Origin of the sequence: Lentzea sp. NPDC060358 (genome assembly GCF_042725365.1) — a bacterium.
Taxonomy (GTDB): Bacteria; Actinomycetota; Actinomycetes; order Mycobacteriales; family Pseudonocardiaceae; genus Lentzea.
On the sequence record NZ_JBHXCW010000048.1, the window covers coordinates 1 to 26,606 of the forward strand.

A 26,606-nucleotide genomic window follows, 5' to 3' on the forward strand; every position below is an offset into this window, starting at 1 on the left:
GTCGAGATTCGTCTCGACCGGCTTCTCCGTTTTTCCGGGTGTCCGCCCGGTTCGAGAGCCACGGCAGCGCGGTCGTCCGAGCCCTGCCGGCGCGGGAGTTCGCCCGCGGTGACGCACCCCTCACCCGAAGAGCGACCCGGCGCTTGACGCCGTTGGCTAATGGCATTAGCTTCTGCTTAACGCACATTAGCCAACGGAGTGGGACAGTGATGACGGAGTACCTGGAGCTCGCGGGTGGACGGATCGCGTACGACGTGGCGGGCGACGGGCCGCTGGTCGTGCTGGCACACGGCATGGGCGACAACCGGGAGGCGTTCGCCGAGGTGGCGGCACGGCTGGTCGAGGCCGGGTACCGGGTGGCGAACGCCGACCAGCGCGGCCACGGCGAGTCGAGTGCCGATTGGCCGTCGTACACGCGCACCGACGCGGCCGCCGACCTGCTCGCCCTGGTCCGGCACCTCGGCGGACCGGCCGTGCTGGTCGGCCACTCGTTCGCGGGCGGTGCCGCCACCATCGCGGCCGCGCAGGAGCCCGGGCTGGTCAGCGCCGTCGTGGAGGTCACGCCGTTCACCCGCGCGCAGAAGCCGGACCTCGGCGGTCTCCTCGCGAACGCCCGGTACCGCAGGGGAATGCTGCTGCTCATGGGCATGGGCCTGACCGGCAGCGTGGACAGGTGGACGCGCTACCTGGAGCACGCGGTGCCGGGGACCAGGCCGGCGGGCTTCGCCGCGCACCTCGACTCGCTCCGGGCGGACCTGGGCCGGCCGGGCCGGATGAAGGTCGTGCAGAAGATGGGGACGTCCTCGGCCGCCGACGCGGGCGCGCGTCTCGGCGACCTGCGGTGCCCCGCGCTCGTGATCCAGGGAACGCTCGACCCGGACTGGGCCGACCCGCGGGCCGAGGGCGAGGCGGTCGTGGCCGCGATGCCCGCCGGGCTCGGGCGGCTCGAGATGATCGAGGGCGCCGGGCACTACCCGCACGTCCAGTTCCCGGACGAGGTCGTGCGGCTGGTGCTCGAGTTCCTGAAGGAGCACTGACAACCAGGACAGCGGATGTCCGCGTGCGGTGGCACGATCCCGCGCATGATCGGACGTTGGCACGGCCTGGTGATCGACTGCCCCGACCCGCGGGGCCTCGCGGAGTTCTACGAGAAGGTGCTCGGCATGGTCCGGGTGCAGGACGACGACGGGTTCGTCGTCATCGGTGACGCGCCGGACCGGCCGGGGATCGCGTTCGCGCGGGTCGAGGACTGGCAGCCGCCGAAGTGGCCGGCCGAGACGGCGCACGCGCACCTCGACGTGCGCGTGGAGGACCTCGCCGCGGCGGGCGAGCAGGTGCTCGCGCTGGGCGCGCGGCGGCTCGAAGGCGGTGGCGAGCGGTTCCACGTCTACGCGGACCCCGCCGGCCACCCCTTCTGCCTGGTGAGCTTCTAGAGCGCCTTGCGGGCGCGCATCACGTGCGCGTCCAACGGCAGCGCGTGCGTCTCGACCAGGTCGAAACCCGCTTCCGCCAGCAGTGCGCGGTAGTGCGTCTCGGACCGTTCACGGCCGCCCGTGTTGCACAGCATGTGGACGTCCCACGGGACGGCGAGCGAGTCGGCACCGGCTTCCGGCAGCAGCCGCTCGATGACCAGCAGCTCGGCGTGCGCGGGCATGTCGCGCGCGCACGTCGACAGGATCGTGCGGCACTGGTCGTCGTCCCAGTCGTGCAGCACGCGCGACAGCAGGTAGACGTCGCCGGTGCCGGGCACCGCCCGCGTGAAGTCGCCCGGCACCAGTGAGACGCGGCCGGCGAGACCGGCCAGGCGGGGTTCGGCGGCGGCCAGCGCGTTCGGCAGGTCGAGCAGGACGCCGCGCGCCGCCGGGGTGGCGTGCAGGACCCGTGCGAGCAGCTCGCCGTTGCCGCCCGCGACGTCGACGACGGTGCGGGCGCCGGAGAAGTCGACGACCTTGGTGACGCCGGTGAACATCGCGTTGCTCGCGGCCATGGAGCCGTGGAACAGCTCGGCGAGGGCCGAGTCCGCCGCCATGTGGGCGAAGTGGTGGGCGCCGAACGCCTTGGCGTACGACTCCTGCCCGCTGCGCACGGACTCGGTGAGCTCCGCGAACGAGCGGTAGAACGGGCCGCCGTACATCAGCGCGAGCGGGCGCATCGAGCCCGCCCGGTCCGAGCGCAGCAGCTCGCCCAGCTCGGTCAGCGCGTAGCCGTCGCCGAGGGCGCGCACGACGCCGAGCGAGGCGAGGTAGCGCAGCAGCCGGGCCAGGCTCTGCAGATCGGTCTCGGTCTCCAGCGCCAGCGAGGGCAGGTCGGCGACCGACGCGAGGTGGTCGAACAGGCGCAGCTCGGCCGCCGTGGCGACGGCCTGCGTCGCCCACGCGCCGGTCAGCAGGCCGAGCAGTTCCGTGCCGGCGCACGACTCGCGCTGGTGGAGGGCCTCCAGCTGCGCGAACCGGCCGGTGGCGATGAGCTCCAGGCGGCGGAACGCCGGATCGGCGCCGTGGGCGTCGCGGAAGTACAGGAGGCTGCTGTTCTCGTAGCCGTTGTAGCCGCCGCCGTCGGGGCGCATGGCGCCCGCGATCAGCGCCCGCAGACCGCGCAGCAGCACGGGATCCGGCCGGCGCACGGCCAGCGCGACGTGGTTCTCCCGTCCGTGGCGGCGTTCGTCCTCCGCGATGTGCGCCAGCTCCGGTGGCGTCACCAGCACGAAGATCTCCAGCTCGCACGGCCAGCCGTTGCGGTCGGTCACGGGCGCGCGCAGGATGCCGACCTGCAGGTCGGCGACGGGCACGGAGTACCGGCTGCTCAGCCGGTCGCGCACGACCACGCTCGGCGTCATCGTGCCCACCTCGATGCCGCGCGCGGAGAGCTCGTCCGCGAGACCGGTGAGGGTCTCAGGGAAGACCAGCAGCGCGACGTGGTCGAGGGCGGCGTGCCGGGTGATGGCGGCGCGCTGCTCGGCGTCCAGGGACGGCAGCGCGGACTCCAGCGCGGAGCGGGTGTCGTGCGCGCCGATGAGCGCCACCGCCGCGGTCAGGCGGTCGAGGTCGGCCGCGGCGAGGACGGGGGTGCGTGTCGAGATCATGGTGAGTGTTCCTGGGGTTTCAGATGCCGACGTAGTTCTCGGCGAAGGCGTTCTGGTGGGCGCGGCACTCGCGCAGGCCGTCGAGCCGGGCGCGGCGCAGGGCGCGGTGGAAGTCGTCCGCCGGCGGGTGCAGGAGGTCGATCATCCAGCGCGAGAACTCCTGCGCCCGCCAGACGCGGGGCAGGCAGGTGCGGGAGTAGGCGGCCAGCGGCCGTTCGTCGCCGCGCAGGGCCTGGACCAGGGCGCGGGCCAGCACCTCGGCCTCCATGATCGCCAGGTTGGCGCCCTTGGCGGCGGACGGGCTGATCAGGCTCGCGGCGTCACCGGCGAGGAAGAGCCGGTCGTGCTGGATCGGGTCGGCGACCTCGGAACGCAGCCGCACGAGCCGCCGTTCGAGGACCGGTCCCTGCTTCAACCGGCCGAAGTCGTCGATGCGCAGGCGTGTGCCGAGCGCGGCCCAGATCCGGTCGTCGGTCCAGTCCCGCGGGTCGTCGCCCGGCGGGACCTGGAGGTAGTAGCGGGTCACCTCCGGACTGCGCGCCATGTGGCCTGCGAACCCGTCGTCGTGCACGGCGTAGGTCACCGCCGCCATGCTCTGCGGGGCCTCCACGAGCACCGCGAGCCAGCTCACGCCGTGGTCCTGGCGGTAGCGGCGGGCGGGCACGGCCTTGCGGGTCGCGCCGTGGCCGCCGTCGCACCCGGCGAGGAACCGCCCGGTGACGACGTCCTCCCCGCCCCGTTCGCCGCGGTAGCGGATCGTGGCGGTGCGCGGGTCGACGCCGGTGACCGTGACGCCGAACCGGATGTCGCCACCGCGGCCGAGGTACTCGGCGACCAGGTCCGTGACGAGGTCCTGCTGCGGGTACACGGTGTGCGCCCCGCCCCGGCCGAGCCGGGAGTAGTCGAGTTCGAACTCGCCGTCCTCGCCGCGGAACGCGCACACGCCGTGCGTCTGTCCTTTGTGGAGCAGACCGGCGCCGAGGCCGTGCTCGGCCAGCACCCTGGCGCTGTTCGGGGCCAGATAACCGGCTCTCGCCCTGGTCTGCACCTGCTCGCGGGTGGCCCGTTCGACGACGAGCGTGTCCACGCCCTCCGCGCGCAGGAGATTGGCCAGGACGAGCCCCGCCGGCCCCGCGCCCGCGATGAGCACGGTCGTGTGGTCGACCACCCGATCTGGTCCTCTCTGCCGTTCCGGCCCGGAAAGGGCCCGTTGCGGCAGCACTGGACAGCACTCGCGGGGGCTCTGGCCAGCGGCTCGCCGAGGACCAAGATCATGATCACTCCATCGTGTCGCCCCGCGCGGTTCGCGGCCTCTTCACGGCCCGTGCACGACACGGACGGCGCGATCGGGCATCCTGCGCGAATGACACTCCGCGAGGCGAGCGACTTCGCCCAGCTCTCCACCGAGATCAAACGGGCCGGCCTGCTCGACCGGCGGCGCGGGTACTACTTCGCGCGGATCGGCGTGAACCTGGCCGCCTACGCGGCGACCTGGGTGGCGTTCGCGCTGCTCGGCGACTCGTGGTGGCAGCTCGTCGTGGCGGCCGTGCTGGCGGTGATGACGACGCAGCTCGCGTTCATCGGCCACGACGCGGGCCACAAGCAGATCTTCGGGTCGCGCCGGTGGAACGAGATCGCCGGGTACGTCCACAGTGGACTGGTCGGGGTCAGCTACGACTGGTGGGTCGGCAAGCACAACCGCCACCACGCCAACCCGAACCACGAGGACGAGGACCCGGACATCGACATCACGGTCCTCGCGTTCACGCAGCGGCAGGGCGAGGCCAAGCGCGGCCCGCTGCGGTGGATCGCGTCGCACCAGGCGGCGCTGTTCTTCCCGTTGTTGCTGCTCGAGGGCTTCGCGCTGCACGTGCACTCGATCAAGCACTCCGGCCGCGAACGCGCCGTGATGATCGCGCACGTCGTGCTGTACCTCGGCGTGGTGTTCTGGGTCCTCTCCCCCGTGTACGCCGTCGCGTTCGTGCTGGTGCACCAGGGCCTGTGGGGCTTCTACATGGGCTGCTCGTTCGCCCCCAACCACAAGGGCATGCCGGTGCTCGGCGCCGGGCACACCCTCGACTTCCTGCGCAAGCAGGTGCTGACCTCGCGCAACATCCGCGGCGGCTGGTTCACCGACTTCCTGCTCGGCGGGCTGAACTACCAGATCGAGCACCACCTGTTCCCGAGCATGCCCCGCCCGCACCTCAAGCACGCGCAGGTCATCGTGAGCAGGTTCTGCCACGAGCGCGGGATCTCCTACGCGCAGTGCGGGCTGTTCCGCTCGTACGGCCACGTGCTGGAGCACCTGCACGAGGTCTCGGTGCCGCTGCGGGGCAAAGCCGCGGTCTGATTCCCGCCGGACTCACCGCCGCCGCCCGGCCGGAGTGGCCGGCATGGGATCACTCGAAGGCAAGGCGGCCCTGGTCACCGGCGGGAGCCGGGGCATCGGGGCCGCGGTGGCCGCCAAGCTCGCGGCACTGGGCGCGCGGGTCGCGGTCACCTGCAGGGACACCGGACCCGAGGGCTTCAAGGCGATCCGGGCGGACAGCGCCGACCCGGACGCCGTGGTCGCGGCGGTCGAGGAGGCCGCGGCGGAGTTCGGGCGGCTCGACGTGCTCGTGAACAACGCGGGGGTGTTCGAGGTCGGGCCGCTGGAGGGGCTCGGCCGGGAGGAGTTCGACCACACGATGGCCGTCAACGTGCGGGCGCCGTTCCTGGCGGCACGGGCGGCGGCGAGACACATGCGCGAGGGAGGGCGGATCATCAGCATCGGCAGCAACGTCGCGGTGCACGCGCCGTTCCCCGGCTTCGCGCTCTACTCGGCGAGCAAGACGGCGCTGATCGGCATGACGAAGGGCTTGGCGCGCGATCTCGGCCCGTCGGGGATCACCGTGAACATCGTGAACCCCGGTCCGACCGACACGGACCTGAACCCGGCGGACGGGCCGATGGCGGAGCAGATCCGCGGGCTGACGGCGCTGGGCCGGTACGGGACACCCGCGGAGATCGCCGAGGTGGTGGCAGCTTTGGCCGGGAACGCCGGTGCGTACGTCACCGGCGCCGCCATCAACGTCGACGGCGGGTTCACCGTCTGAGCCGCTACTCCCAGCTGACCGGCAGGGCGTGCACGCCGTAGATGCTCGTCATCGTCTTGAGCTCGACGTCACGGGCGGGCACGTCCAGCCGCAGGGTGGGGAACCTCCGCAGCAGTCCCTCGAACCCGGCGCGCATCTCGATGCGGGCGAGCTGCTGCCCCAGGCACTGGTGCACGCCGTGCCCGAACGCCAGGTGGCCGCGGGCGTTGCGGTGCACGTCGAGCACGCCGGCGTCGTCGTAGCGCTCGGGGTCGTGGTTGCCGCCCAGCAGCGACAGGACGACCATCGACCCCTCGCGGATCGTCTCGCCGTGCAGCTCGACGTCCTGCGAGGCGTAGCGGAAGAAGACGTCGGCCACCGACAGGTACCGCAGCAGTTCCTCGACGGCGTCGGGGATCAGCTCCGGCCTCGACCGCAGCTCCGCGAGCTGGTCCGGGTGCTCCAGCAGCGCGAAGGTGCCCAGCGCCAGCATGTTCGCGGTCGTCTCGTGGCCCGCGAGCAGCAGCAGGAACGCCATGCCGGTCAGTTCCGCGTCGCTGAGGTCCTCGTCGCGGGCGAGGTCGGACAGCAGGTCGTCGGCGGGCTCGGCGCGCTTGCTCGTGACGAGCCCGTTCAGGTACGTGCTGAGCGCGACGTACACGGCGATCTTGTCCTCGAGGGTGATGTCGCGCTCCATGAACCGGGCGGAGTTCTCCTCGAACGAGCCGCGGTCCTCGTAGGGAACGCCCAGGAGCTCGCAGATCACCTGCGACGGCACCGGGAGCGCGAACTCGCGCACCAGGTCGACCGGCGGGGTGAGCTGCGCCAGCTCGTCGAGCCGCTGCTCGGTGATCTCGGCGACGCGCTCCTCGAGCGCCTTCATCCGCTTGACCGTGAACGCGCCGGTGAGCTTGCGGCGCAACCGGGTGTGGTCCGGCGGGTCCATGCTGATGAACACGCCCGGCTCCTGCGGGACGGGCTCGGTCAGCTCGGGCATGCCGGGCGTCGGGAACGGCACGTGCACGATGCCGAGGTCCTGGCGCGAGCTGAACCTGGTGTCGGCCAGCACCTGCCGGACGGCGTCGTACCCGGTGACGAGCCAGCCCTCGTGGCCGTCGGGGAAGAGCAGCGGGCTGACCGGGCGCGTCTCGCGCAGCTCGGTGATCCGGGCGGGCGGGACGAACGGGCTGACGTCGCGGTCGGTGGGAAGGCCTTGCTGCATCACGTGTTCTCCTTCAGCGGGTGGATTCGCGGTTGAAGAGCCTCTTGGACCACAGGTAGCCGCCGACGCCGATGGCAGCGCACCAGCCGAGGGCGATGTACCCGCTGTTGCCGATCGGCGCCCCCGCCAGCAGCCCGCGCAGGGCGTCGATGAACGGGGTGAACGGCTGGTACTCGGCGAACCAGCGCAGCACCACCGGCATCGAGTCGGTGGGCACGAACCCGTTGCCGAAGAACGGGAGCAGGATCAGCGGCAGGCCGACGTTGCTCGACCCCTCGACGGTCTTGCTCGCGAGCCCGAGCGCCGCCGACAGCCAGATCATCGCGAACGACATGGCCACCAGCAGGCCGGCCAGCGCGAGCCAGCCGAGCGCGCTCGCCTGCGGCCGGAACCCGATCGCGACGGCCACGCCGAAGACGCACGCCATGGCCAGCGCGGTCTGCACGAGGCTGCCGACGACGTGCCCGGTCAGCACCGACACGCGGGCGATCTTCATGGTGCGGAAGCGGTCGACGATGCCCTCGGTCATGTCCATCGCGATCGAGATGCTCGTGCCCTGCACGGCCGCGGTGATCGACATGAGGACGATCGTCGGCGTCACGTAGGCCAGGTACTCGGCGCGGCCACCGGACGGGCCGCCGAGCCCCGCGCCCAGCGTCCCGCCGAAGACGTAGACGAACAGCAGCAGGAACACGACCGGCATGATCAGGAGCTGGAACGTCAGCGACGGGTAGCGGATCATCCGCCGGAGGTTGCGGCGCACCATCGTCGCCGAGTCGGCGAGCACGTACGTCATGACTGGGCCACCTTCTCCTGTCCGCCGGTGAGGGCGAGGAAGACGTCGTCGAGGTCGGGGGTGTGCGTGCTGAGCGAGTCGACCGGCACGGCGTGCGCGTCGAGCAGGTCGAGCAACGCCTTGAGGGAGCCGACGCTGCCGTCGTTCGGCACGCGCACCGCCAGCGCCTCGCCGTCGCGGGAGGCGCCGCGCACCAGGCGCACGGCGGCGTCGAGGTGGCGGGGGTCGGTGAACTGCAGCAGGACGTGCCCGCCGGGCATGCGGCGCTTGAGCTCGTCCGCGGTGCCCTCGGCGACGATCCGGCCGTGGTCGAGCACGGCGATCCGGTCGGCGAGCTCGTCGGCCTCCTCCAGGTACTGCGTGGTGAGGAAGATCGTGACGCCGCTCGCCACCAGCTGCCGCACGATCTGCCACATGGCCCGGCGGCTGCGCGGGTCGAGGCCGGTCGTCGGCTCGTCCAGGAAGATCACCTCGGGCGACCCGACGAGCGTCATCGCGAGGTCGAGCCGGCGCCGCATGCCGCCGGAGTAGGTCGACGCCGGTTTGTCGGCGGCGTCCACCAGGTCGAACTGCGCCAGCAGCTCCCCCGTCCTGCGCCGGCCCGTCTCGCGGCCGAGGTGGTGCAGGTCGGCCATCAGCTTCAGGTTCTCGCGCCCCGTCATCAGGTTGTCGACGGCGGAGAACTGGCCGGTGACGCCGATCGCGCCGCGCACGCCGTCGGGATCGGCCGCCACGTCGTGGCCCGCGACGGTCGCGGTGCCGCTGCCCGCCCGGATCAGTGTGGAGAGGATCTTGACCATGGTGGTCTTGCCGGCGCCGTTCGCGCCGAGCAACGAGAAGACGGTGCCGCGCCGGACGTCCAGGTCGACGCCCTTGAGCACCTCGTGGTCGCCGTAGGAGCGGCGCAGCCCTCTGACCGTGATCGCGTTCATCGGGTTCCCCTCAGGCACGGCGGACGGAGATGTCGCCGAAGGACGTGTGGGCGGTGACCTTGACGGTGCGCGCGGAGTCGCCGGGGCCGTCGCTGCCGTCGAGCGTGTTGGTGACGCGGCCGAACGAGGTCTTGGCGTCGATCCACGCGGCGGTGCCCTGGGCGATCCCGATCTCGATGCCGCCCATCGCGGTGTTGAGCGTGACGGTGTCGCTGACGACCTCGCCGACCTCGATGGCCCCCATCGCGGTCCTGGCCTCCACGAACGCGCCGGCGCGTTCGACGTTGATGTCGCCGTTGGCCGACCGGGCCCGCAGCTCGCCCTCGACCGTGCCGACGTCGATGTGGCCGTTGGAGTTCTTGACGACCAGCGCCCCGTCGACCCGGCCGACGCGGATGTGGCCGCTGCCGGTCTTCACCTCGGCGTCGCCGGTGACCGCGCCGATCCTGACCTGCCCGGCGCCGGTGTCGGCCTTGAGCGGGCCGGTGCGGTCGAGGTGGATGTTGCCCGCGGACATGTCCGCCTCGGTCGCGCCGAGCACGCCGGTGGTGCGGATGCTGCCCGCCGCCACGTCGAGGTCCACCCCGGAGCCGGCCGGCAGCTCGATCACGATGTCGACGGACCGGCTCTTGCGGGAGAAGTCGAACGTGCGCTTGGGCCCGCGCACCATCAGCGTGCCGTCGGCGTAGTCGACCGTGGTCTTCCGCGCGGCCTCGGTGTCGGAGGAGTCCGACGAGTCGGAGGGCCGCACGTCGACCGTCGTCGTGGCGCGGTCGGTGGCGACGATCTGGACGTGGCCCGCGTACACGTCCAGCAGTACGGAAATCGGTTTCGGAGTGTCGTAAGAAGGCATGGCTGTCCCCTCAGAAGGTGTCGGTGGTGCATCCCCGCAGGTCGGGGCGAAGTGGTGCGGAGCGGGAGCTAGCGGACCCAGCCGACGAAACGCGTCGAGCCGGTGACGGCGTTCGTGACCGCCTCGGCGACGGTCTCGCGCTTCGGGTTCAGCTGGGCGGAGGCGGCGCGCACGAGCCACGCGTTGACCGAACGCCCCTCCTTGGCCGCGGCCTCGTCGATCGCGGCCTTGAGCGGTTCGGGCAGGCGGACGTTGATGCGCACCGTGGTGCCGTCGTCGAACCCGGCCGTCACGTCCTCGGCAGGTGCCGCGGGGGCGGGTTCCGGTGCGGCGGCGGGCGCCGGCTCCGGCACGCGCCGCGTCACGACGAACTTCGGGTCGCGGCCCCGCAGCAGCACCTGCACCGAGTCCGGCGCCAGGTCCGCGGTGATCTCGTCGGCGGCGGCGGACAGCGCTTCGAGCAATGCCAGCCGGATCGCCGACTCCATCGTCACGGTCAACCGCTCGACCAGCGCGTTCGCCTCGCCACCGCCCGTTTCGACGGCAGTCAGCAGCTCGCGGCCGAGGGAAGCCACATACGGGGTCAGATCCATGGCATCACTATGGCACACGGTGGCATCACCAGCAAGCAAATCTGGCTCAGATTGGCACCATTTTGGCTCAGTGCAGGTCAGGCGTGGTGCCACCGTGGCTCAGCACGTCGGCGAACTCCTGGAACGTGGGCGCGCCCTTCTGGCGGTCGAGCACGGCGAACACCACGTGCTCGAAGTAGCGGTTGTCCCGCAGCGCGAGCGCGAAGACCTGCGCGACGGTGGCGGGGTCGTTGCCGAAGACGCCGCAGCCCCAGGCGCCGAGGACGAGCCGGCGGTGGCCGTGCGACGCGGCGACGTGCAGGACGCGGATGGCCCGCCGCAGCAGCGCGAGCGGGATGCCGTCGGCGCGTTCGGGCTGGTTGCGCAGGATGGCCGACCGGTTCGGCGCAGCGGCGGTGAGGAACGAGACCTCGTACGGCCGCGGCAGCAGGGTTCCCCCGTCGTCCTTGAACACCGGCACGCGCGGCGAGTAGATCACGCGGTCGGTGTAGGTGAGGTCCTCGTGCGCCCGGTGGTGGGCGTAGAAGTCGCCGGCGGCACGCAGGCACGGGTAGATCGCCGACGCGCGGGCGATGCTCTCCTCCTGGGCCTGCGCGCCGTTGAGGAACCCGCCGCCCGCGTTGCGGGCCGAGGCGAAGTTCAGCGCCGCCACGTCACCGCCGAGACGGCGGGTGGCGTCCAGGGTCGACTCGTTCGTGACGTCGATCCGGGCCTCGCCGACCTCCGGGGGCAGCGGCAGGACCTCGTCCGGCAGGTGGAGCCGGGTGCCCTCGACCGCGGGGGCGACGGCGAGGACGACGTCGCCCGCCGCGGTGGAGTAGGAGCCGCGCTCCGAGATCTCGACGGTGTCGTGGGCGATCGCTCGCAACCTGCTGCTCATGATCCCCCGAGTCTGGCCCCCTCGGCGGGCGCGGCCAAGCGGTTAAAGCCGCCCGTAGATCTCCGCGACCGCCCCGAACGCGGCCTTCGGCTCCCACGAGCCGTCGTCGTGGACCTTCACGATGCCGGGACTCGCCATGTCGAGGTCGCGGCTCGGGTCGTCCGGCCGGTGCGGGTAGTTGCCGAGCGCGAACAGGTAGACGAACGCGGCGTCGACCCCCTCCTGCTCGAACGTCGTCAGCAGCTCGCGCAGGTAGGTGGCCTGCTCCTGCTCGTCGCGGACGTACCCGTCCCTGATCCGCACCGGCAGGCCCGCCTCGTCGTGCTCGACGATCTCCATGCTGCGGGGCGCCACCGCCCCCGAACCGCGCCAGGCCGCCGTGTTGAAGCCGGTGATCGCGACGGGCTTGCCCTGCGCCACGACGCCGCGGATGCTCTCGGCGTAGATCCCGGCGATCTCGGCGGTGCGGATCAGCTCGAAGGACTTGATGTCGAACAGGTCCCAGTCGGGGTTCTCGAACGGGATGCACGCGTAGGTGAGCCGTCCGCCGAAGTGCTCCCTCACCGCCGCCACCGCGCCGGTCAGGAACTCGGTGAGGCGCACCGCGGCCTCGCGCATCCGGCCGGGCTGCCCCAGCACGCCGCCCAGCCGGTGCCGGACGTCGTCGCCGGGCAGGAAGCCGCGGTTCATGACGGTCAGCTCGACACCGGTGACGAACACGACCTCGGCGCCCGCCGCGCGCACCCGTTCGGCCCGCCGGGCGCAGTCGGTGAACAACGCCAGGACCTCCGGCGGCGTGAGCTCCAGCGGGTAGGGCGAGAACCAGATCTCGAGCCCCAGCCCGGCGGCGACCTCGGCGGCCCGTTCGAGCCGGTCCGGAACACCTCCGACGAGGTGGACGGCGTTGCAGTGCAGCTCGTCGCGGATGGCGGTCAGGTCCCGGCGGACGTCGTCGAGGTCGAACCGCTCCAGCGAAATCTCTCCGTGGCGCACGAAACCGGTGTCGTACGCAATGCCCTTGGCTCGCATGGCCTCAGGCTATGCGAGAAAAGTGCGTGCACGCAACTTTGCTTGCGCGTAATTAGGTGGGCCAGACCAGCAGCACCGGGCAGGGCGCGTGGTCGACCACGAACCGGGTCGCCGGGCCGAGGCTGCGCGGACCGGCACGGCTCACGTCGCCGTCGCGGCACAGGACCAGCAGCGCCGCGTCCTGCGCCGCCGCCACGACCTCGTGCTCGACCCGTCCGACGCGCGCCTGCCTGGCGCACGGGCGACCCAGCCGTTCGGCGGCCGCGTCCAGGAGCCGGGTGGCGTGGTCGGCGGCGAGGTCGTCGAGGCGGGTGCCGGGGTCGAGCGACGAGTGGCGGCCGAACAGCCCGGCGAACGCGCCGTGGGCCGTGCCGGCCACGTCGCTGACGTGCACCAGCAGGAAGTCCTCGCCGTGCGGGCGGGCCGCGTCGACGCAGTCCTGCCAGGTGTCGTCGGCGATCCACACGAGCACCGTCACGGTCATCCTCCGATCAGCCGCAGGGACGCCCACAGTGCCACGACCGCGCCGACCAGGGTGGCGGGCACGGCGAGCAGGCCGAGCCTGGTGAACTCCGGCAGGTGCACCTCGGTGTCGTGGTCGTGCACGATCCGCCGCCACAGCAACGTCGCGAGCGACCCGGCGTAGGTGAGGTTCGGCCCGAGGTTCACGCCCAGCAGCACCGCCAGCACCGCACCGGAGCCGAACGGCACGACCAGCGGCAGCAGCACGAGCACCGCGGGCAGGTTGTTGATGACGTTGGCCAGCACGGCGGCGACCGCGGCGAGCCCGAGCAGCGCCCACAGCCCGTTGCCGCCGGGGACGGCGTGCCGGAGCAGGTCGTCGAGCCCGTTGTCGACGACCGCCCGCACCACCACGCCGAGCCCCAGCACGAACGCGAGGAACGGCAGCGAGGTCGCCTTCACGAGCTTCGGCAGCGTCGTGCGCCTCTGCGCGAGAGCCCTGACCGCCATGACCACCGCGCCCGCGCAGGCCGCCCAGGCCGGGTCGATCCCGGTGGCCGACGCGACGACGAACCCGACCAGCGTGAGCCCCACCGTCGTCAGCGCGAACACCGGCAGCTCCGGCGACGGCGCGGTCTCGGGCGCGTGCACCGGCGCGTCGAGGTCCGCGCGGAAGAACCGCCGGAACACCACGTACTCGGCCAGGATCGCGACCAGCCACGGCAACGCCATCAGCGCCGCGAACCGCGTGAAGCTCAGCCCGCTCGACGCGAACGCCAGCAGGTTCGTCAGGTTCGACACCGGCAGCAGCAGCGACGCGCTGTTCGACAGGTGCGTGCACGCGTAGACGTGCGGCTTCGGCCTGATGCCGAGCTGCGCGGCCGTCGCGAACACGACCGGCGTCAGCAGCACGACCGTCGCATCGAGACTGAGCACCGCCGTCGTCACCGACGCCGTGACGAACACACCGCCGAGCAACCGGCGAGGACTGCCGCCGGACGCCCGGCCCATCCAGGTGCCGCAGGCGTGGAAGAGCCCCTCGTCGTCGCAGAGCTGCGCCAGCACGAGGATCGCGGCCAGGAACCCGATCACGGGTCCCAGCCGCACCGCCTCGTCCACGGCGTGCTCGACCGGCAGCGCGCCGACGAGCACGACGAGGACCGCCGCCGGCACCGCGACGACCGCCTCCGGCCAGCCCCACGGCCGGACGACCGCGCAGAAGAGCACGGCGACGAGCAACAACACCGACAGCGCCAGCACGGGATCCTCCTGCGCCGGCACGCTCCGGCTGACTTCAGGTCTTGGCCGGGCTGACTCTAGGTCGTGCCGTTTCCCGTCGCCGAACAGCTGTCCCCGGATGCGCCGTTCGACCGCTACGAGGCATTTCGAGCGCCTCTCCGCTCCAGCGCCAGCGCAGCAACCGGTCGTGCGACGCCACGACCACCGCGCCGGGATGGGCGGCGAGCGCGGCCTCGAGCTCCTCCACCAGCGCGGGCGACAGGTGGTTGGTCGGCTCGTCGAGCAGCAGCACGTCGGACTCCCGGCTCAGCAGCCGGGCGAGCGCGAGCCGCCGCCGTTGCCCGACCGACAGCGCGCCCACCGGGGTCGTGAAGTCGTCCGCCCGGAACAGCCCCAACGACTCCAGCTGCGCCGCGCTCCCGCCGAACGCCTGCAGGACCGTGCGCTTCGGTTGACGCACAACGGTTTCCTGCGGCAGATACCCGATTCGTCCGGCGTGGACGACCGTGCCGCTCTCCGGCGCCCGCACGCCCGCCAGCATGTCGAGCAACGTCGACTTGCCGGCGCCGTTCGGCCCGTCACCAGCACCCGCTGCCCCGCCTCGAGCCTCAGCGCGCCGAACTCGAGGACCACTCCCCCGCGGGCCGCGGCGAGCGGTGCGTTAAGGCGCAACGGTTCTGGCGGCTTCGGCACCGGCTCGGCGCGCAGCCGGTCCAGCCGTTCGGACGCGCTGCGCACCCGCGTGCGGATCGACGCCTGCACACGGCGGCCGTCGCCGTTGTACTTGCACTTGTTGTGGTCGGGGATCGCGCGTCCCGGCGCCACGCGGTGCGCCGTCGTGCCGCGCCACCGCGTCCAGTGCCCGACTTCGGCCACCCACTCCGCGTACGCCTGCTCCCACCGCTGCCGCGCGGCCCGCTTCTCGGCGACGTACCCCGCGTACCCGGTGCCGTACCGGGTGACCGTCCGGTTGTCGACCTCGATGATCGCCGTGGTGACGCGTTCCAGCAGCAGCCGGTCGTGCGTCACGACGACGACCGTGCCCCGGTGCCGCACGAGCTCGTTCTCCAGCCACGCCAGCGCCTCGTCGTCGAGGTGGTTGGTGGGTTCGTCGAGCAGCAGCAGTTCGGGGCCGGCGGACAGGACCCCGGCCAGCGCGAGCCGGGCCCGTTCACCACCGGAGAGGGTGCCGAGCCGTCGTCCCCTGTCCAGCGGCACGCCGAGCGCGGACATCGCGGCGTCGACCCGTGCGTCCGCCGAGTAGCCGTCGCGCAGCTCGAACGCGGTGAGCAGCTCGCCCAGTTCGTCCAGCAGCTCCTGCTCGGCGGCCCGCGCGATCCGCCGTTCCAGCAGGCGGAGGTCGGCGAGTGCGGCGTCGACGGCGTCCCCGACCGTCGCCTCTCCCGGCAGGTCGAGCACCTGCGCGAGGTACCCGACGCCCCGTGCCGTCACGACGACCTCGCCGTCGTCGGGCGCGTCCTGGCCCGCGATGATCCGCAGCAGCGTCGACTTGCCCGAGCCGTTCTCCCCGACGACACCGACCTTCTCGCCGGGCCGGACCGTCAGCGAGACGTCGTCGAGCACCCGCCGGTGGCCGTACTTCTTGATGATCTTCCTGAGCGTCAGCTGACCTGACACGACGAACTCCCCACAGCCGGAAATCGGACGACAGCGCGGTGGTGGAGTCAGAGGATCATGAGGTCAAGGCTCCCATACACCGTACGAGAACGCAACGGGGACGCTCCGCGCCCGGTAGGATCGAGGCCTCTGCCGGGGGGTTCGAGTGCAGCGGAACATCCGCACGATCGACGACGTCCTGACCCTGCTCGACGGCCTGTTCGCGCCGGAAGCCGACCGCTGGACCACCGGCGCGGGCGACTGGTGGGACCGCTTCTACGCGGACCGCTCGCGCGCGGTCCCGTTCTTCGCCGCGAAGCCGGACGAGAACCTGGTCGCCCACGTGGAGAGCGGCCTGCTCCCCCCGGGCCGGGCGCTCGACGTCGGCTGCGGACCCGGCCGCAACGCGCTCTTCCTGGCGCGCAACGGGTTCCGGGTCGACGCCGTCGACCTCTCGGCCACCGCGATCGCGTGGGCGGAGGAACGCGCCGGCGGCCTCGGCGTGCGGTTCCGTCACGGCGACGCGTTCACGACCGAGGGCTCGTACGACCTGGTCTGCGACTCGGGCTGCTTCCACCACCTGCCACCGCACCGGCGGATCAGCTACCTCGCCCTGCTAAACCGCGTTCTGGTGCCCGGCGGCCACTTCGCCCTCACCTGCTTCACCGACGAGGAGGGCACCGCCGCGCCGGACGCCGAGCTGTACCGGCGGGGCGGCCTCGCGGGCGGCGTCGGCTACTCCCCGGCCGACCTGCGCTGGATCTTCCAGGACCTCACCGAGGTCGAACTGCGCCGCATGGAGGAGCACCCGGACTCCTCACCGGCGTTCGGGAAGTCCTTCCTGTGGACCGCGCTGTTCCGCAGGGACTGACACGGCGAACGGACGCCGGCGTCCGGAAGGCGGACCGATTCCGGCCCGCCACCTGCGAAAGTAGGGACTATCCCCTGCTGGAGTAGGTGATCCGGAGCACAAATCCGGCAGTATCGTCACCGGCGTGACGCGGGCGGAGGACCTGGTGCCGGTGCTGCTCGTGGCAGCGCTGGAGACCTGGCGCGACACCTGGCCGGTGGGCCTGAGCGCCGTGGCCGTGGCCGCGCTGACCGGCCTCTACCTGCAGACCCGCCGCCGCCTCGCCCAGTCGCTGGCCACCGCGGCCGAGCTCGACCGGGAACTGCTGGCCGAACGGGCCCGATCCGACGAACGCACCCGGCTCGCCTCCGAGATGCACGACGTCGTCACCCACCGGCTCAACCTGATGGTGCTGCACGCGGGCGCGTTGCGGATGGCCGCGAAGGACGAGGGCGTGCGCGGGGCCTCGGAGGAACTGCGCACCGCGGGCTGCCAGGCGCTGGACGAGATGCGCGACCTGGTCGGCGTCCTGCGCTCCGGCCGCACCCCCCGCATCCCGGACGTGCTGCCCGACCGCCTGTCCAGCCTCGTCGCCGACTCCGCCGCCACCGGCCTCGAGATCAAGCTGACCGAGCACGGCGACGCCGACGTCATCTCCCCCGCCGTCCGCCGCACGATGTACCGGGTGGTCCAGGAGTCGCTGACCAACGTGCACCAGCACGCACCGGGCGCCCACACCGAGATCACGATCCACTGCGGCCCGACCACGGTCCGCGCCGTCATCCGCAACACCGCCCCGCAGTCCGCGCCGGGCACGGCACCACCGAGGTCCGGCCGGGGCCTGCTGGGCCTGCGCGGCCGTGTGGAGATGGTCGGCGGCACCCTCACCGCGGGCCCGACCGACGACGGCGGCTACGAGGTGGACGCCGTGCTGCCCGCGTTCGTCCCCACGTGACCGAGCGCGAGGGCGATCCGCCGCCGCACCAGCAACCGCGTCTGGTGCACGTCCTCGCTGACCCCGAGCCCGGGCCGCCGCTCGAACCGGTCGTACCCGCGCCCGAGCAGCCAGTGCGCGGCCTCCGAGGTGATCGGCTGCAACCGCACCTCCTGCCCGAGTTGCTCGAGCGCCTCGTCGACCCGCCGGGTCAGGAACGCGTGCCGCGTGAGGCTCCCGCTGATCTCGTCGATCATGAACACCAACGCGTGCCGCTCCTGCCCGTACGCGTACCCGCACAGCAGCGTGAGGTACCCGGCGTCGATGGACCGGTCCCCGATCCAGCACTCGCCGAACCGCAGCGTCCCCAGGTCCCACCGCGGCTTCGGCTGCTCCCGGGCCGCCTCCCGCGCCCACACCCCCGGCCTGCCCGGCAACAGGTCCCCGAGCGCCGTCAGCAGGGCCCCGCTGCGCCTGCTGGGCACCCCGGCCAGGTGCGCGACGACGACCTCCCAGAACTCCTCGTCGCCGACGAACAACCCCGCGAAAGCGCTGACCAGCAGCTCGACCTCCAGCGGATCGGTCAGCTGAGGCAGCGGACGCCCGGCGTCCACCACCACCTGCTGCCTGGGGTTCAGCCTCGTCCGCACGGGCGGAGGTTAGCCCGATCGGCGCAACGGGGCAGCGGGGCGAATCACGACGTGGCGCGTTTCACCACATCAGGTCAGGTTCGAGCAGGCCTGCCTGTCTCCGAGTGTCGGTCATTGCGGTTGGACCGCAGTGAAAACCTTGACGAACGGTCCGGTGCCCGTCGAGGCCGTGAACTCGCAGGTGCTCACGAACCTCGTCGCGGTCTTGAAGACCTCGGGCGGCGGGGACGGCGGTGGATCAGGCACCTTCCGCTGGATCTCGGTACAGGTCGTGAAGGAGTCCAGGTCGTACTTGAGCATCGGCGCGGAGCGGCTGGACCTCCCCAGCCGGTCGCGTCCTGATGGCGGAACCGGTGTCACTCTAAGGACGTACGGACACCAGCTACGGTGACACAGGTGACGACGTTCCCCCCGGTGCCCGCGGACCTGTTCCGCTTCACCACGGCCGAGCACGCGGAGCTGCACACGGCCGTGCTGCGCGCGTTCGGGGTGGCGAACGAGCGCCTGGAGACCGCCCTCACACTCGACGACGTGCAGCAACGGCTCCGGGAGACCGGCTGGTCCGAGCAGGTGACGGACGACGAGCTGACGGCGTCGCTGACTGCGCTGCGTCAGTGGGGGCTGCTGGACTCGGCGCAGCAGCGGTACGGGCTCACCAAGCTCGGCGAGGCGGCGCACGCGGGTGTGCAGCACGCCCTGGAGACCCTCACGAGCAGCGGGGCGTTGCAGACCGCCGTCCTCGACGCGATCGCGGAACGTCTCGACGACCTGCGGATCGCGCACGACGACCGGCGGGTGTTCACGGCGCTGATGGAGCTCGAGGGGCACCTCGAGGCGTTGAAGACCAACACCACGCGGTTCAACGCGGACCTGCAGCGGCTGCTCAAGGACGACCAGGCCGACCTCGCCACGTTCCAGGACGTCAAGCGCACCACGATCACCTACCTGCGCGACTTCATCGGCGACCTCGACGCGCGCAAGCAGCAGCTCCGCGACAAGATCGACGGCGTCGACGCGGCCAGGGTGCACGAACGTGCGCGCAACGGCGCCGGGCTCTACCAGGACGACGAGCTGTGGCTGCAGCAGCGCGCGGCGAGCTGGAAGGGCCTGCGCGACTGGTTCGCCAGGGCCGACGAGCTGCAGGACGTGGCACGCAAGGCGATCGTGCAGCTGTTGCGGGTCCTCGACCGGATCAGCGAGCAGCGCAAGCGGCCGACGAACACCGCGGCCGACTTCCGCGCGCTCGCCCGGTGGTTCGCGCGGACCGGGACCGAGGCCGAGGCGCACGAGCTGTTCAACGCGGCGTTCGGGTTGTGGCCCGCGCGGCACGCGCACCTCGCGCACGCCGACGGCGAGCTGTTGCCCAGCGGCGAGCCGTGGCACAACACGCCGCCGGTGCCCGTGTCGCCGCAGCTGCGCGCGACCGGCAAGCAGGAGCACATCGGCAGCACCGGCAAGGTCCGCAACGTCGAGGAGGTCCGCCGCAACCGCCGCGAGCAGGCCGAGCGGGAACGCCGGGAGCTCGAGCACGCGTGGTCGCAGATCCAGACCGACGGCGCCGTGCGGATCTCCACGCTCACGAGCCTCGACCACGACACGTTCCACCGGCTGATCGACCTCGTCGGCAGGGCGCTCGGCAGCGACCCGGACAGCACCGGCACGCGCACGGCCGGCACCACGGACGGCAGGATGCAGATCAACCTCCGCAACGCCCGCGGCTGGGCGACCATCACCACCCAGAAGGGCACGCTGAGCGGGCCCGACTACGTGATCGACGTGCAGAGCCGATGAGCCGGACCGGGAACCAGCTCGCGCGGCTGGAGAGCGAAGAGGTCGCACGGGGCGTGCGGCTGCTTCTCGCGCGTCCGCTGCTCACGGCCGTGTACGACCACGACGGTTTCGACCTCATCCGCAGGCGCCGCGATCCGATCGTGAAGTGGTTCGACTACTACTGCGGCTGGCGCGTGCATGTCGAGCCACGGGCCGGATACGCGCGTTTGTTCAAGACGACGCAACGGCCCGACCGCACGCGTCCGCTGTTCGACCGGCGTCGGTACACGTTGCTGTGCCTGGTGTGTGCGGAGCTGCTGACCACTCCGACGACGACGGTGGACGCGCTGACCACGCACGTGAAGCAGGCGGCCGCGGCCGAGGGGCTGCCGTCGTTCGACCTGGACCGGCGCAGCGACCGGACCGCGCTGGCCGACGTGCTGACGTTCCTCGAGGAGCACGGTGCGCTGGAGAGCGACGAGGTGCAGGTGCGGGCCGACCCGATGCTGATCACCCGGCTGCTCGCCGCGCCGAACCCGCCGTCGGCGGTGGACGACGTCGCGGGCCTCACCCACGAGTCGCGGTACGAGACCGCGCACCGCAGCCTCTGGCAGCGCCACTCCGTGATGCGCCGGCTGATCGACGATCCCGTGGTCTACCGGGAAGACCTGACCGCGAGCCAGCTGGCGTTCCTCACCTCACCCGCCGGGCGCAAGGTCGTCCAGACGGGCGTCGGGCTCGCCGGGTGCACGCTGGAGGAACGCGCCGAGGGTTTTCTCGTGGTCGACGCCGACGCGATCGCCACCGACACAAGATTTCCGGACGACGACAGCAGCGCGAAAGTCGCGGCGTTGTTGTTGCTCGACCGGTTGGCAGAAGGTCCCGCACGGTTCGAAGATCTGGTCGAAGAAGCACGCGAGCTGCTCACCAAGTTCCGCACCTGGGCCAAGGCCTACCAGTCGGACGGCGGTGCGGGCAGGCTGGCGGCGGACGGGCTCGCGCTGCTCGAGGCTTTCGGGCTCGCGCGCACCGAGAACGGCACCGTTCGCAGGCTGCCCGCGGCAGCCAGGTACGCGGTCGAGGAGCTCAATGACTGACCGGTGGCAACCCAGCCGCGCCGGGATCATCAACGTCTGGCGCTACTACGACGAGATCTTCTCGTTCTACCAGGGCAGACTGCTGCTCAGAGGCCCCAACGGCACGGGCAAGTCGAAGGCGCTCGAACTGCTGCTGCCGTACCTGTTCGACGCGAACCTGCGCCCGCACCGGCTGTCGACGTTCGGCAGCGCGGACCGCACGATGCACTGGAACCTCATGGGCGAGGGCAACCAGGGCAGCACGCGCGTCGGGTACGTGTGGCTGGAGTTCCAGCAGGGCGAGGACGAGTGGTTCACCTGCGGCGCGCGGCTGCAGGCCACCATGAACACGTCCAACGTCATGGCGGCGTACTTCACGACGTCGATGCGGATCGGCGACCTGAACCTGGTGAACGAGGCCGGGCGCCCGTTGACGAAGACAGACCTCGCCGAGGCGATGGGCGACCGTGGTGTCGTGCACGCTTCACCGGCCGACTACCGGCACACGGTGCGGACGACGTTGTTCCCCGGCGTGACCGAGCAGCGCTACGACTCGCTGATCACCGCGCTGTTGCAGCTGCGCACGCCGAAGCTGTCCGAACGGCTCGACCCGGGCGTGCTGTCGTCGTTGCTGTCCAAGGCTCTCCCCCCTCTCGACCAGTCCGACCTGACCGAGATCGCCGAGGGGTTCGAACGGCTCGACCGGCAGCGCGAGGACCTGCGCCGGCTCGACGAGGAGATCGTCACCGCCGGCAAGCTCGCGGACGTGCAGCGCGTCTACGCGCAACGCGTGCTGGGCGCGGCGGCGTTCACGCTGTCGACCGCGTCGGAGAACCTCGAGGACGCGACGCGGGCCGCGCGGATGAGCGAACGGCGGTTCCAGCGCCAGGTCACGCTGACGGACGAGGCCTTCGAGCAGCTCGCGGCCCTGGGCCGGGAGTCGAGCGCGGTCGACGCGGAGATCTCCGGCATCTCCGACCTGCCCGCCTACCAGGAGGGCAAGCAGCTCGACCTGTTGCGGCAGCAGCTCTCCGCGGCCACCCTGCGCGCCTCGGAGGCCGCCTCGCACGCCGCGAAGCTGCGCGCTCGTGCCGTGGCGGACGAAGAACACGCGTCGCAGACGAAGGCCGACGCTGCTGCCCGTGCGGACGACCTGCGCCGCTCAGCAGCGGAAGCCCGTGCGGCCGCGGAAGCCGCAGGCATGCCGTCGGTGTTCGAAGAGATCGACGCGGGCACGGACGCGCGTGCGAGCCGTGAACTGCTCACGGCGGCGGCGGACTCTCGTGCAGTCGAGATCAGTTCGCTCTTGACCGCCGTGTCCGCGCACGAGAGAGCTGTCGACGCACGGGATGCAGCACGCCGACGGCTCGAGGAGACCCGCGAGGAGCTAGACCTCGCCACCGACGCCGAGATCGCGGCGCAGTACACGTTCGAACAGGCGTCCGCGAAGTTCGGCGCGGACTTCGACACGTGGGCGCGTGGCTGCTCCGAGCTGCAGGTGTCCGAGCACGGCGAGATCGTCGAGGCCGCGGCGCTCGCCCGCGAGGAGTTCAGCGCCATCGAGGCACGGCTCCACGAGACGCGCACGGCGTTGAACGGTCAGCTCTCGCAGTACCGCTCCATCCGCGAGAAGCTCGCAAACCAGGTCGACGTGCCGCCACCGGCGCCGTACACACGTGACGCCGACTACCGCACGTTCGCCGCAGGGGCCCCTCTGTGGCGTCTGGTCAACTTCCGCCAAGGCACGCCACCGGACGTCTGCGCCGCCGTCGAGGCCGCTTTGGAGGCGTCGGGGCTGCTGGACGCCTGGCTCACGCCGGGCAACTCGTTCGGCCTGTCCGACCAGGACCGCTTCGCCGAACCGCTGCTCGCGGGTCCCGCTCCCGGCACCTCGCTGCTGGAGGTGCTCGTCACCGAGGACGAGCGCTGCTACCAGTTCCTCGAGGGCATCGCGTTCGGCGCGACGGCCACCGGGCACGTGGCGGCGGTCGGTGCGGACGGCACGTGGCGCGTGGGCAACACCCACGGCCGCTGGGTCAAGGAAGTGCCCACCTACATCGGCGAGGTCGCGCGCCAACGCGCCCGCGCCGGCCGGATCGCCGAGCTGACCGGCCTGATCGAGCAGCTGGCGACCGACCTGTCCGGTGTGGACGCCGCGCTGTCGCAGATCGCCGTGCGCCGCGCGACGCTGGCGGGCGAGCTGGCCCGGCAGCCCTCGACGGACCCGATCGAGATCGCGGAAGAGCAGCGCACGAAGGCACAGCTGCGCTGTGCGGCGCGCAAGGACGCCGTGGCCGCCGCGTCCCGGCGGGTGGCGGACGCCGAGGCGGCGTTCTCCGCCCTCAGCGTCACCGACGTGCCCGACATGGACGCCGTGGTGGCGTTCCGGGCTGTGGGTCACCGTTGGCTGGATGACCGCCATGACGCGCTGGCCGCCGAAGCGCTTTCGGTGGATGCGGGCAGCCGTGCGTCCGTGAGCAGCTCTCTGGCCGACGAGGCCGAGGAGACCGCCGCGGCACGTCAGCAGGAAGCCGCCGATCTGGCCATCACGCTGGAGACCGTCGAACGCTCCGCGGGCTCCGAGTTCCACGCCCTGGACCAGCAGCTCATCACGTTGCGCACCAAGGCGCTGGCGCTGGCCGAAGAACGCGAACTGCTGCAGGACAAGCAAACCGGCCTTGCGCGCACCCTCGGCACGTTGGAGGAGAAGCGCAAGAACGACAACGCACGCGCCGCAGAGGCCACCATCGCGTTCGAGGTGGCCGACGCCCGCTATCGCCACCTCACGTCGGCGCACCTGCCCTCGGACGCCGGCGAGGTGCCGGACGGTCCGGTCGACCCGCGCCTGATCCGCGACTCCGAGTCGCGGCTGGGCGTGGCCGTGCACGACGCCCAGCAGCAACTGGCGGGCCGGATCGGCCTGTCGCTGGACCCCGACGACGACGTCACGGTGCTGACCGCATCGCTGGACGGCGCGCGCATGGGCGCACGCGAGTTGCTCGAAGCTCTGGAAGCCGAACGCGACCGCGTGCGCACGCACATCACCGACGCCGAACGCGACCTGTTCGACCAGACCCTCACGGGCGACACCAGAAGGCATCTCGCCCAACGGATCCAGGGCGCCGCCGAGCTCGTCGGCATCATGAACCACCGCCTGGCGCGCGTGCAGACCGCTTCGGGCATCCGCGTGCAGCTCGACTGGCAGGTGGACCCCCAGCTGCCGCCGGGCACCAGGGAAGCACGCGACCTGTTGCTGCGCACGGACCTCGACGCGGCGCAACGCGCACTGCTGCACCAGTTCTTCCGTGAGCGCGTGGAAGAGGCACGCGCGCACGACACCGCCACGGGCTGGGAACAACAACTGGCGCAGGTGCTCGACTACACGACGTGGCACCAGTTCGTGGTGAAGGTCGACCGCGGCGAGGGCTGGGTGCCGGTGACCAAACGCGTCCACGGCGCCCTATCCGGCGGAGAGAAGGCCATCGTGCTGCACCTCCCCCTCTTCGCCGCAGCAGCAGCTCACTACCACGCCACTCCCACGGCACCCCGCCTGATCCTGCTGGACGAGGTGTTCGTGGGCGTGGACGCCACCAACCGCGGTCAGCTGCTGGAGCTCCTGGTCGACTTCGACCTCGACCTGGTGCTCACCTCGGACCACGAGTGGTGCGACTACCAGGAGCTGACCGGCATCGCGATCCACCAGCTGACCACGGGCACCGACGGCGACGACGCGGTGACGACGGTCCGCTTCACGTGGGACGGCCACAGCCTCCAGGCCGACGACTAGCTCGCGAACAGCGCCAGGAACTCCCGCTGTTCCCCGGTGAGCGCGAACGACGGGTTGTGCCGCGGATACACCTCCGCGGCCTCCCACACCTCTTCGCGCACGCTCGACGCGACGCCGACCTTGCGCCCCCGCGTGCGCAGCTCGGCCACGACGGCGGCGGCGTCGAACAGGTACACGGCGTCGATGACCATCGGTCTCGTCGCGCCGCGCGAGCTGCCGGCGAGCGCCTTGGGGCCGCTGAGCACCAGGTAGACGTCCGGACCGCCGTCGCGCAGGTCCAGCAGGTTGTCGCGCTTGAGGTTCCACCGGACGTTCACGGTCCTGCCGTCGGCCAGCCTGCCGTCCACGCCCTTGGCGCCCTGCTCCAGCTCGATCCCGAAGATCTGCGCCGCGATCCAGTCGCCGAGGTGCCCGGTCAGCGCCGGCCGCCGGATGCACGCCGACAGCGCGGAGTCGACGCGGTTGCGCTCCTGGAGCAGCTCGGCCACCCGTTTCACCTCGTTCACCGCGCGCCTCCCGCGAGCTCGCCGAGCAGCCCGGCGAACAGGTCCTCCGACACGATCGGGATGCCGTACGTGCGCGCCTTGTCCGCCTTGCCCGACAACGAGTCCGGGTCCGCCGCGATCACCAGCGCGGTCCGCTTCGTGACGCCGCCCTTCACCGCGAGCCCCGCCGACAGCGCCCTGCTCTCCCACACGTCCCGCGGCTCGCGCATCTCGCCGGTGAACACGACGAGGTCTCCCAGCGACAACCGGACCGGCTCGCGCCGCAGGACCTCCGCCACGTCCACGCCCAGCAGGGACGCGACCAGCCGCAGGTCGGCCTCCTCGTCGGCGGTCACCCGGCCGTCCTCCCAGGCGGCGTCGGCCAGTGCGGCGAGGTAGCCGCGGTGCAGCTCCACCACCTCGGGCAGGCCCAGGCCGACGGCCCGCGCGACGTCGAGCAGCTCCTGCTGCTCCTCCGCCGAGAGGTGGCGGTCCACCAGCGCCCGGTCCAGCACGTCGAGGTATTCGTCGCCGGACGAGCTCTCCGCGCGCGGCAGCAGGTGCACGAGCTTGGCGAGGAAGTGCTGTTCGGACCCGTGCGCGTTGCCTCGTTGCACGGCATAGGTGTTCGCAGTGCGCGGCACTTCCAGACGCACGGGCTCGACGTGGCCCACGCGGTCAAGACACCGCACGAGCAGACCTGCGGACGCGCGCGCGTCGTGCAGTGCCGAGTGCGCCGTGCCCATCGGCACGTCGGCCACCTCGCAGCACGCGGCGAGCGAACGGGACGAAGCGCCCAGGAACCGGCCCGACAGCTCCATCGTGCACAGTCCGGACCCGGCGGCGAGCTCGTGGCCCAGCCGGGCGAACTCCGCCCGCAGGAACCGCAGGTCGAACGAGAGGTTGTGCGCGACGAGCACCCGGCCCGACAGCCGGGCGGCGAGCTCGCCCGCGATGCCGGCGAAGTCGGGGGCGCGGCGGACCTCCGCGGCGCTGATGCCGTGCACGCGCTGAGCGCCGAGGTCGCGGCGCGGGTTGACGAGCGTGCACCACTCGTCGGTCCGGCGACCGGAGCCGTCGACGTGCACGACGGCGACCTCGATCACGCGGTGGTGGTGACCAGGTGAAAGTCCGGTGGTCTCGACGTCGACGACCGCGTACCCGTTGCCCATGCCGGGGCTGTCGTCCGGGCCCGTGGCTTCCGTTATCCGCCGGCGCCGACGTCATCCGTTGGGACTAGTGCCCGGGACGGGCGGGTCCCGGAACTCGTGCTCG

At 71.9% G+C, this 26,606-nt stretch carries 23 protein-coding genes and 1 pseudogene; 9 read left to right on the plus strand and 15 right to left on the minus strand.

The annotated features are described in order from the left end of the window. Positions 1-209 precede the first annotated feature (209 nt). Entirely contained in the window at positions 210-1,037 is an 828-nt protein-coding gene (locus ACFWGZ_RS13325; protein ID WP_382451746.1) for an alpha/beta fold hydrolase, read from the plus strand. 45 nt (positions 1,038-1,082) lie between these two features. Continuing rightward, complete coding sequence (locus ACFWGZ_RS13330; protein WP_382451747.1) at positions 1,083-1,433, plus strand: VOC family protein; 351 nt, start codon at positions 1,083-1,085, stop codon at positions 1,431-1,433. On the opposite strand, the gene ACFWGZ_RS13335 is transcribed toward ACFWGZ_RS13330, so the two are convergent. Together ACFWGZ_RS13335 and ACFWGZ_RS13340 are read right to left on the minus strand one after the other, a co-directional pair. Next, positions 1,430-3,082, minus strand: coding sequence for a methyltransferase (locus ACFWGZ_RS13335; protein WP_382451748.1), 1,653 nt, complete (start codon positions 3,080-3,082; stop codon positions 1,430-1,432). The two genes, ACFWGZ_RS13330 and ACFWGZ_RS13335, sit on opposite strands and share 4 nt — an antisense overlap. Positions 3,083-3,101: 19 nt before the next feature. Next, positions 3,102-4,250 (minus strand): 4-hydroxybenzoate 3-monooxygenase, encoded by a 1,149-nt coding sequence (locus tag ACFWGZ_RS13340; RefSeq protein WP_382451749.1) that lies wholly within the window; start codon positions 4,248-4,250, stop codon positions 3,102-3,104. 195 nt (positions 4,251-4,445) lie between these two features. Here ACFWGZ_RS13340 and ACFWGZ_RS13345 point away from each other — a divergent pair, with 195 nt between their 5' ends. Beyond that, positions 4,446-5,432, plus strand: a complete 987-nt coding sequence (locus ACFWGZ_RS13345) for a fatty acid desaturase family protein (RefSeq protein ID WP_382451750.1) — start codon at positions 4,446-4,448, stop codon at positions 5,430-5,432. Positions 5,433-5,475: 43 nt separating this feature from the next. Further along, positions 5,476-6,177: an SDR family NAD(P)-dependent oxidoreductase gene (locus ACFWGZ_RS13350; protein WP_382451751.1), complete on the plus strand. Its 702-nt coding sequence runs from the start codon at positions 5,476-5,478 to the stop codon at positions 6,175-6,177. A 4-nt stretch (positions 6,178-6,181) separates the two neighbouring features. Here the strand turns inward: ACFWGZ_RS13350 and ACFWGZ_RS13355 are convergent, their stop codons facing one another. The 10 genes and pseudogenes from ACFWGZ_RS13355 to ACFWGZ_RS13400 all read right to left on the minus strand — a co-directional run bounded on the left by ACFWGZ_RS13355 (position 6,182) and on the right by ACFWGZ_RS13400 (position 15,800). Continuing rightward, entirely contained in the window at positions 6,182-7,378 is a 1,197-nt protein-coding gene (locus ACFWGZ_RS13355; RefSeq protein ID WP_382451752.1) for a cytochrome P450, read from the minus strand. Positions 7,379-7,391: 13 nt separating this feature from the next. Continuing rightward, the gene (locus tag ACFWGZ_RS13360; RefSeq protein WP_382451753.1) at positions 7,392-8,174 is read right to left on the minus strand and encodes an ABC transporter permease; all 783 of its coding nucleotides are present in this window, start codon (positions 8,172-8,174) and stop codon (positions 7,392-7,394) included. Further along, the gene (locus ACFWGZ_RS13365; protein ID WP_382451754.1) at positions 8,171-9,106 is read right to left on the minus strand and encodes an ATP-binding cassette domain-containing protein; all 936 of its coding nucleotides are present in this window, start codon (positions 9,104-9,106) and stop codon (positions 8,171-8,173) included. The genes ACFWGZ_RS13360 and ACFWGZ_RS13365 overlap by 4 nt, the downstream gene beginning before the upstream one ends. A 10-nt stretch (positions 9,107-9,116) precedes the next feature. Beyond that, positions 9,117-9,959: a DUF4097 domain-containing protein gene (locus ACFWGZ_RS13370; protein WP_382451755.1), complete on the minus strand. Its 843-nt coding sequence runs from the start codon at positions 9,957-9,959 to the stop codon at positions 9,117-9,119. A gap of 68 nt (positions 9,960-10,027) precedes the next feature. Beyond that, the gene (locus ACFWGZ_RS13375) at positions 10,028-10,552 is read right to left on the minus strand and encodes a ribbon-helix-helix protein, CopG family (RefSeq protein ID WP_382451756.1); all 525 of its coding nucleotides are present in this window, start codon (positions 10,550-10,552) and stop codon (positions 10,028-10,030) included. A 67-nt stretch (positions 10,553-10,619) separates the two neighbouring features. After that, positions 10,620-11,432 (minus strand): TIGR02452 family protein, encoded by an 813-nt coding sequence (locus ACFWGZ_RS13380; RefSeq protein WP_382451757.1) that lies wholly within the window; start codon positions 11,430-11,432, stop codon positions 10,620-10,622. Positions 11,433-11,474: 42 nt separating this feature from the next. Further along, positions 11,475-12,461 carry a hypothetical protein gene (locus ACFWGZ_RS13385; protein WP_382451758.1) on the minus strand — a complete coding sequence of 329 codons (987 nt, stop codon included), beginning with the start codon at positions 12,459-12,461 and terminating at the stop codon, positions 11,475-11,477. 52 nt (positions 12,462-12,513) lie between these two features. Then, the gene (locus ACFWGZ_RS13390) at positions 12,514-12,939 is read right to left on the minus strand and encodes a universal stress protein (protein ID WP_382451759.1); all 426 of its coding nucleotides are present in this window, start codon (positions 12,937-12,939) and stop codon (positions 12,514-12,516) included. Positions 12,940-12,941: 2 nt separating this feature from the next. Next, the gene (locus ACFWGZ_RS13395) at positions 12,942-14,174 is read right to left on the minus strand and encodes an SLC13 family permease (protein WP_382451778.1); all 1,233 of its coding nucleotides are present in this window, start codon (positions 14,172-14,174) and stop codon (positions 12,942-12,944) included. Between the two features lie 43 nt (positions 14,175-14,217). Continuing rightward, positions 14,218-15,800 (minus strand): annotated as a pseudogene (locus ACFWGZ_RS13400) (ABC-F family ATP-binding cassette domain-containing protein). A gap of 145 nt (positions 15,801-15,945) precedes the next feature. Between ACFWGZ_RS13400 and ACFWGZ_RS13405 the strand changes: the two are divergent. Both ACFWGZ_RS13405 and ACFWGZ_RS13410 read left to right on the plus strand, forming a co-directional pair. Then, positions 15,946-16,650: a class I SAM-dependent methyltransferase gene (locus ACFWGZ_RS13405; protein ID WP_382451760.1), complete on the plus strand. Its 705-nt coding sequence runs from the start codon at positions 15,946-15,948 to the stop codon at positions 16,648-16,650. 124 nt (positions 16,651-16,774) lie between these two features. Then, a complete protein-coding gene (locus ACFWGZ_RS13410) occupies positions 16,775-17,584 on the plus strand; it encodes a sensor histidine kinase (RefSeq protein ID WP_382451761.1) in 810 nt (269 codons plus the stop codon). On the opposite strand, the gene ACFWGZ_RS13415 is transcribed toward ACFWGZ_RS13410, so the two are convergent. After that, a complete protein-coding gene (locus ACFWGZ_RS13415) occupies positions 17,542-18,213 on the minus strand; it encodes a hypothetical protein (protein WP_382451762.1) in 672 nt (223 codons plus the stop codon). The genes ACFWGZ_RS13410 and ACFWGZ_RS13415 overlap by 43 nt on opposite strands. Before the next feature lie 396 nt (positions 18,214-18,609). Between ACFWGZ_RS13415 and ACFWGZ_RS13420 the strand changes: the two genes are divergently transcribed. The 3 genes from ACFWGZ_RS13420 to ACFWGZ_RS13430 are packed head-to-tail and all read left to right on the plus strand — an operon-like array spanning position 18,610 to position 24,846. Beyond that, positions 18,610-20,004, plus strand: coding sequence for a TIGR02677 family protein (locus tag ACFWGZ_RS13420; RefSeq protein WP_382451763.1), 1,395 nt, complete (start codon positions 18,610-18,612; stop codon positions 20,002-20,004). Next, a complete protein-coding gene (locus tag ACFWGZ_RS13425) occupies positions 20,001-21,080 on the plus strand; it encodes a TIGR02678 family protein (RefSeq protein ID WP_382451764.1) in 1,080 nt (359 codons plus the stop codon). The genes ACFWGZ_RS13420 and ACFWGZ_RS13425 overlap by 4 nt, the downstream gene beginning before the upstream one ends. Beyond that, positions 21,073-24,846 carry an SbcC/MukB-like Walker B domain-containing protein gene (locus tag ACFWGZ_RS13430; RefSeq protein ID WP_382451765.1) on the plus strand — a complete coding sequence of 1,258 codons (3,774 nt, stop codon included), beginning with the start codon at positions 21,073-21,075 and terminating at the stop codon, positions 24,844-24,846. Before ACFWGZ_RS13425 ends, ACFWGZ_RS13430 begins: the two co-directional genes overlap by 8 nt. On the opposite strand, the gene ACFWGZ_RS13435 is transcribed toward ACFWGZ_RS13430, so the two are convergent. Both ACFWGZ_RS13435 and ACFWGZ_RS13440 read right to left on the minus strand, forming a co-directional pair. Then, positions 24,843-25,352, minus strand: coding sequence for a hypothetical protein (locus tag ACFWGZ_RS13435; RefSeq protein WP_382451766.1), 510 nt, complete (start codon positions 25,350-25,352; stop codon positions 24,843-24,845). The two genes, ACFWGZ_RS13430 and ACFWGZ_RS13435, sit on opposite strands and share 4 nt — an antisense overlap. Then, a complete protein-coding gene (locus tag ACFWGZ_RS13440) occupies positions 25,349-26,503 on the minus strand; it encodes an exonuclease domain-containing protein (protein ID WP_382451767.1) in 1,155 nt (384 codons plus the stop codon). The genes ACFWGZ_RS13435 and ACFWGZ_RS13440 overlap by 4 nt, the downstream gene beginning before the upstream one ends. Between the last annotated feature and the right edge of the window lie 103 nt (positions 26,504-26,606).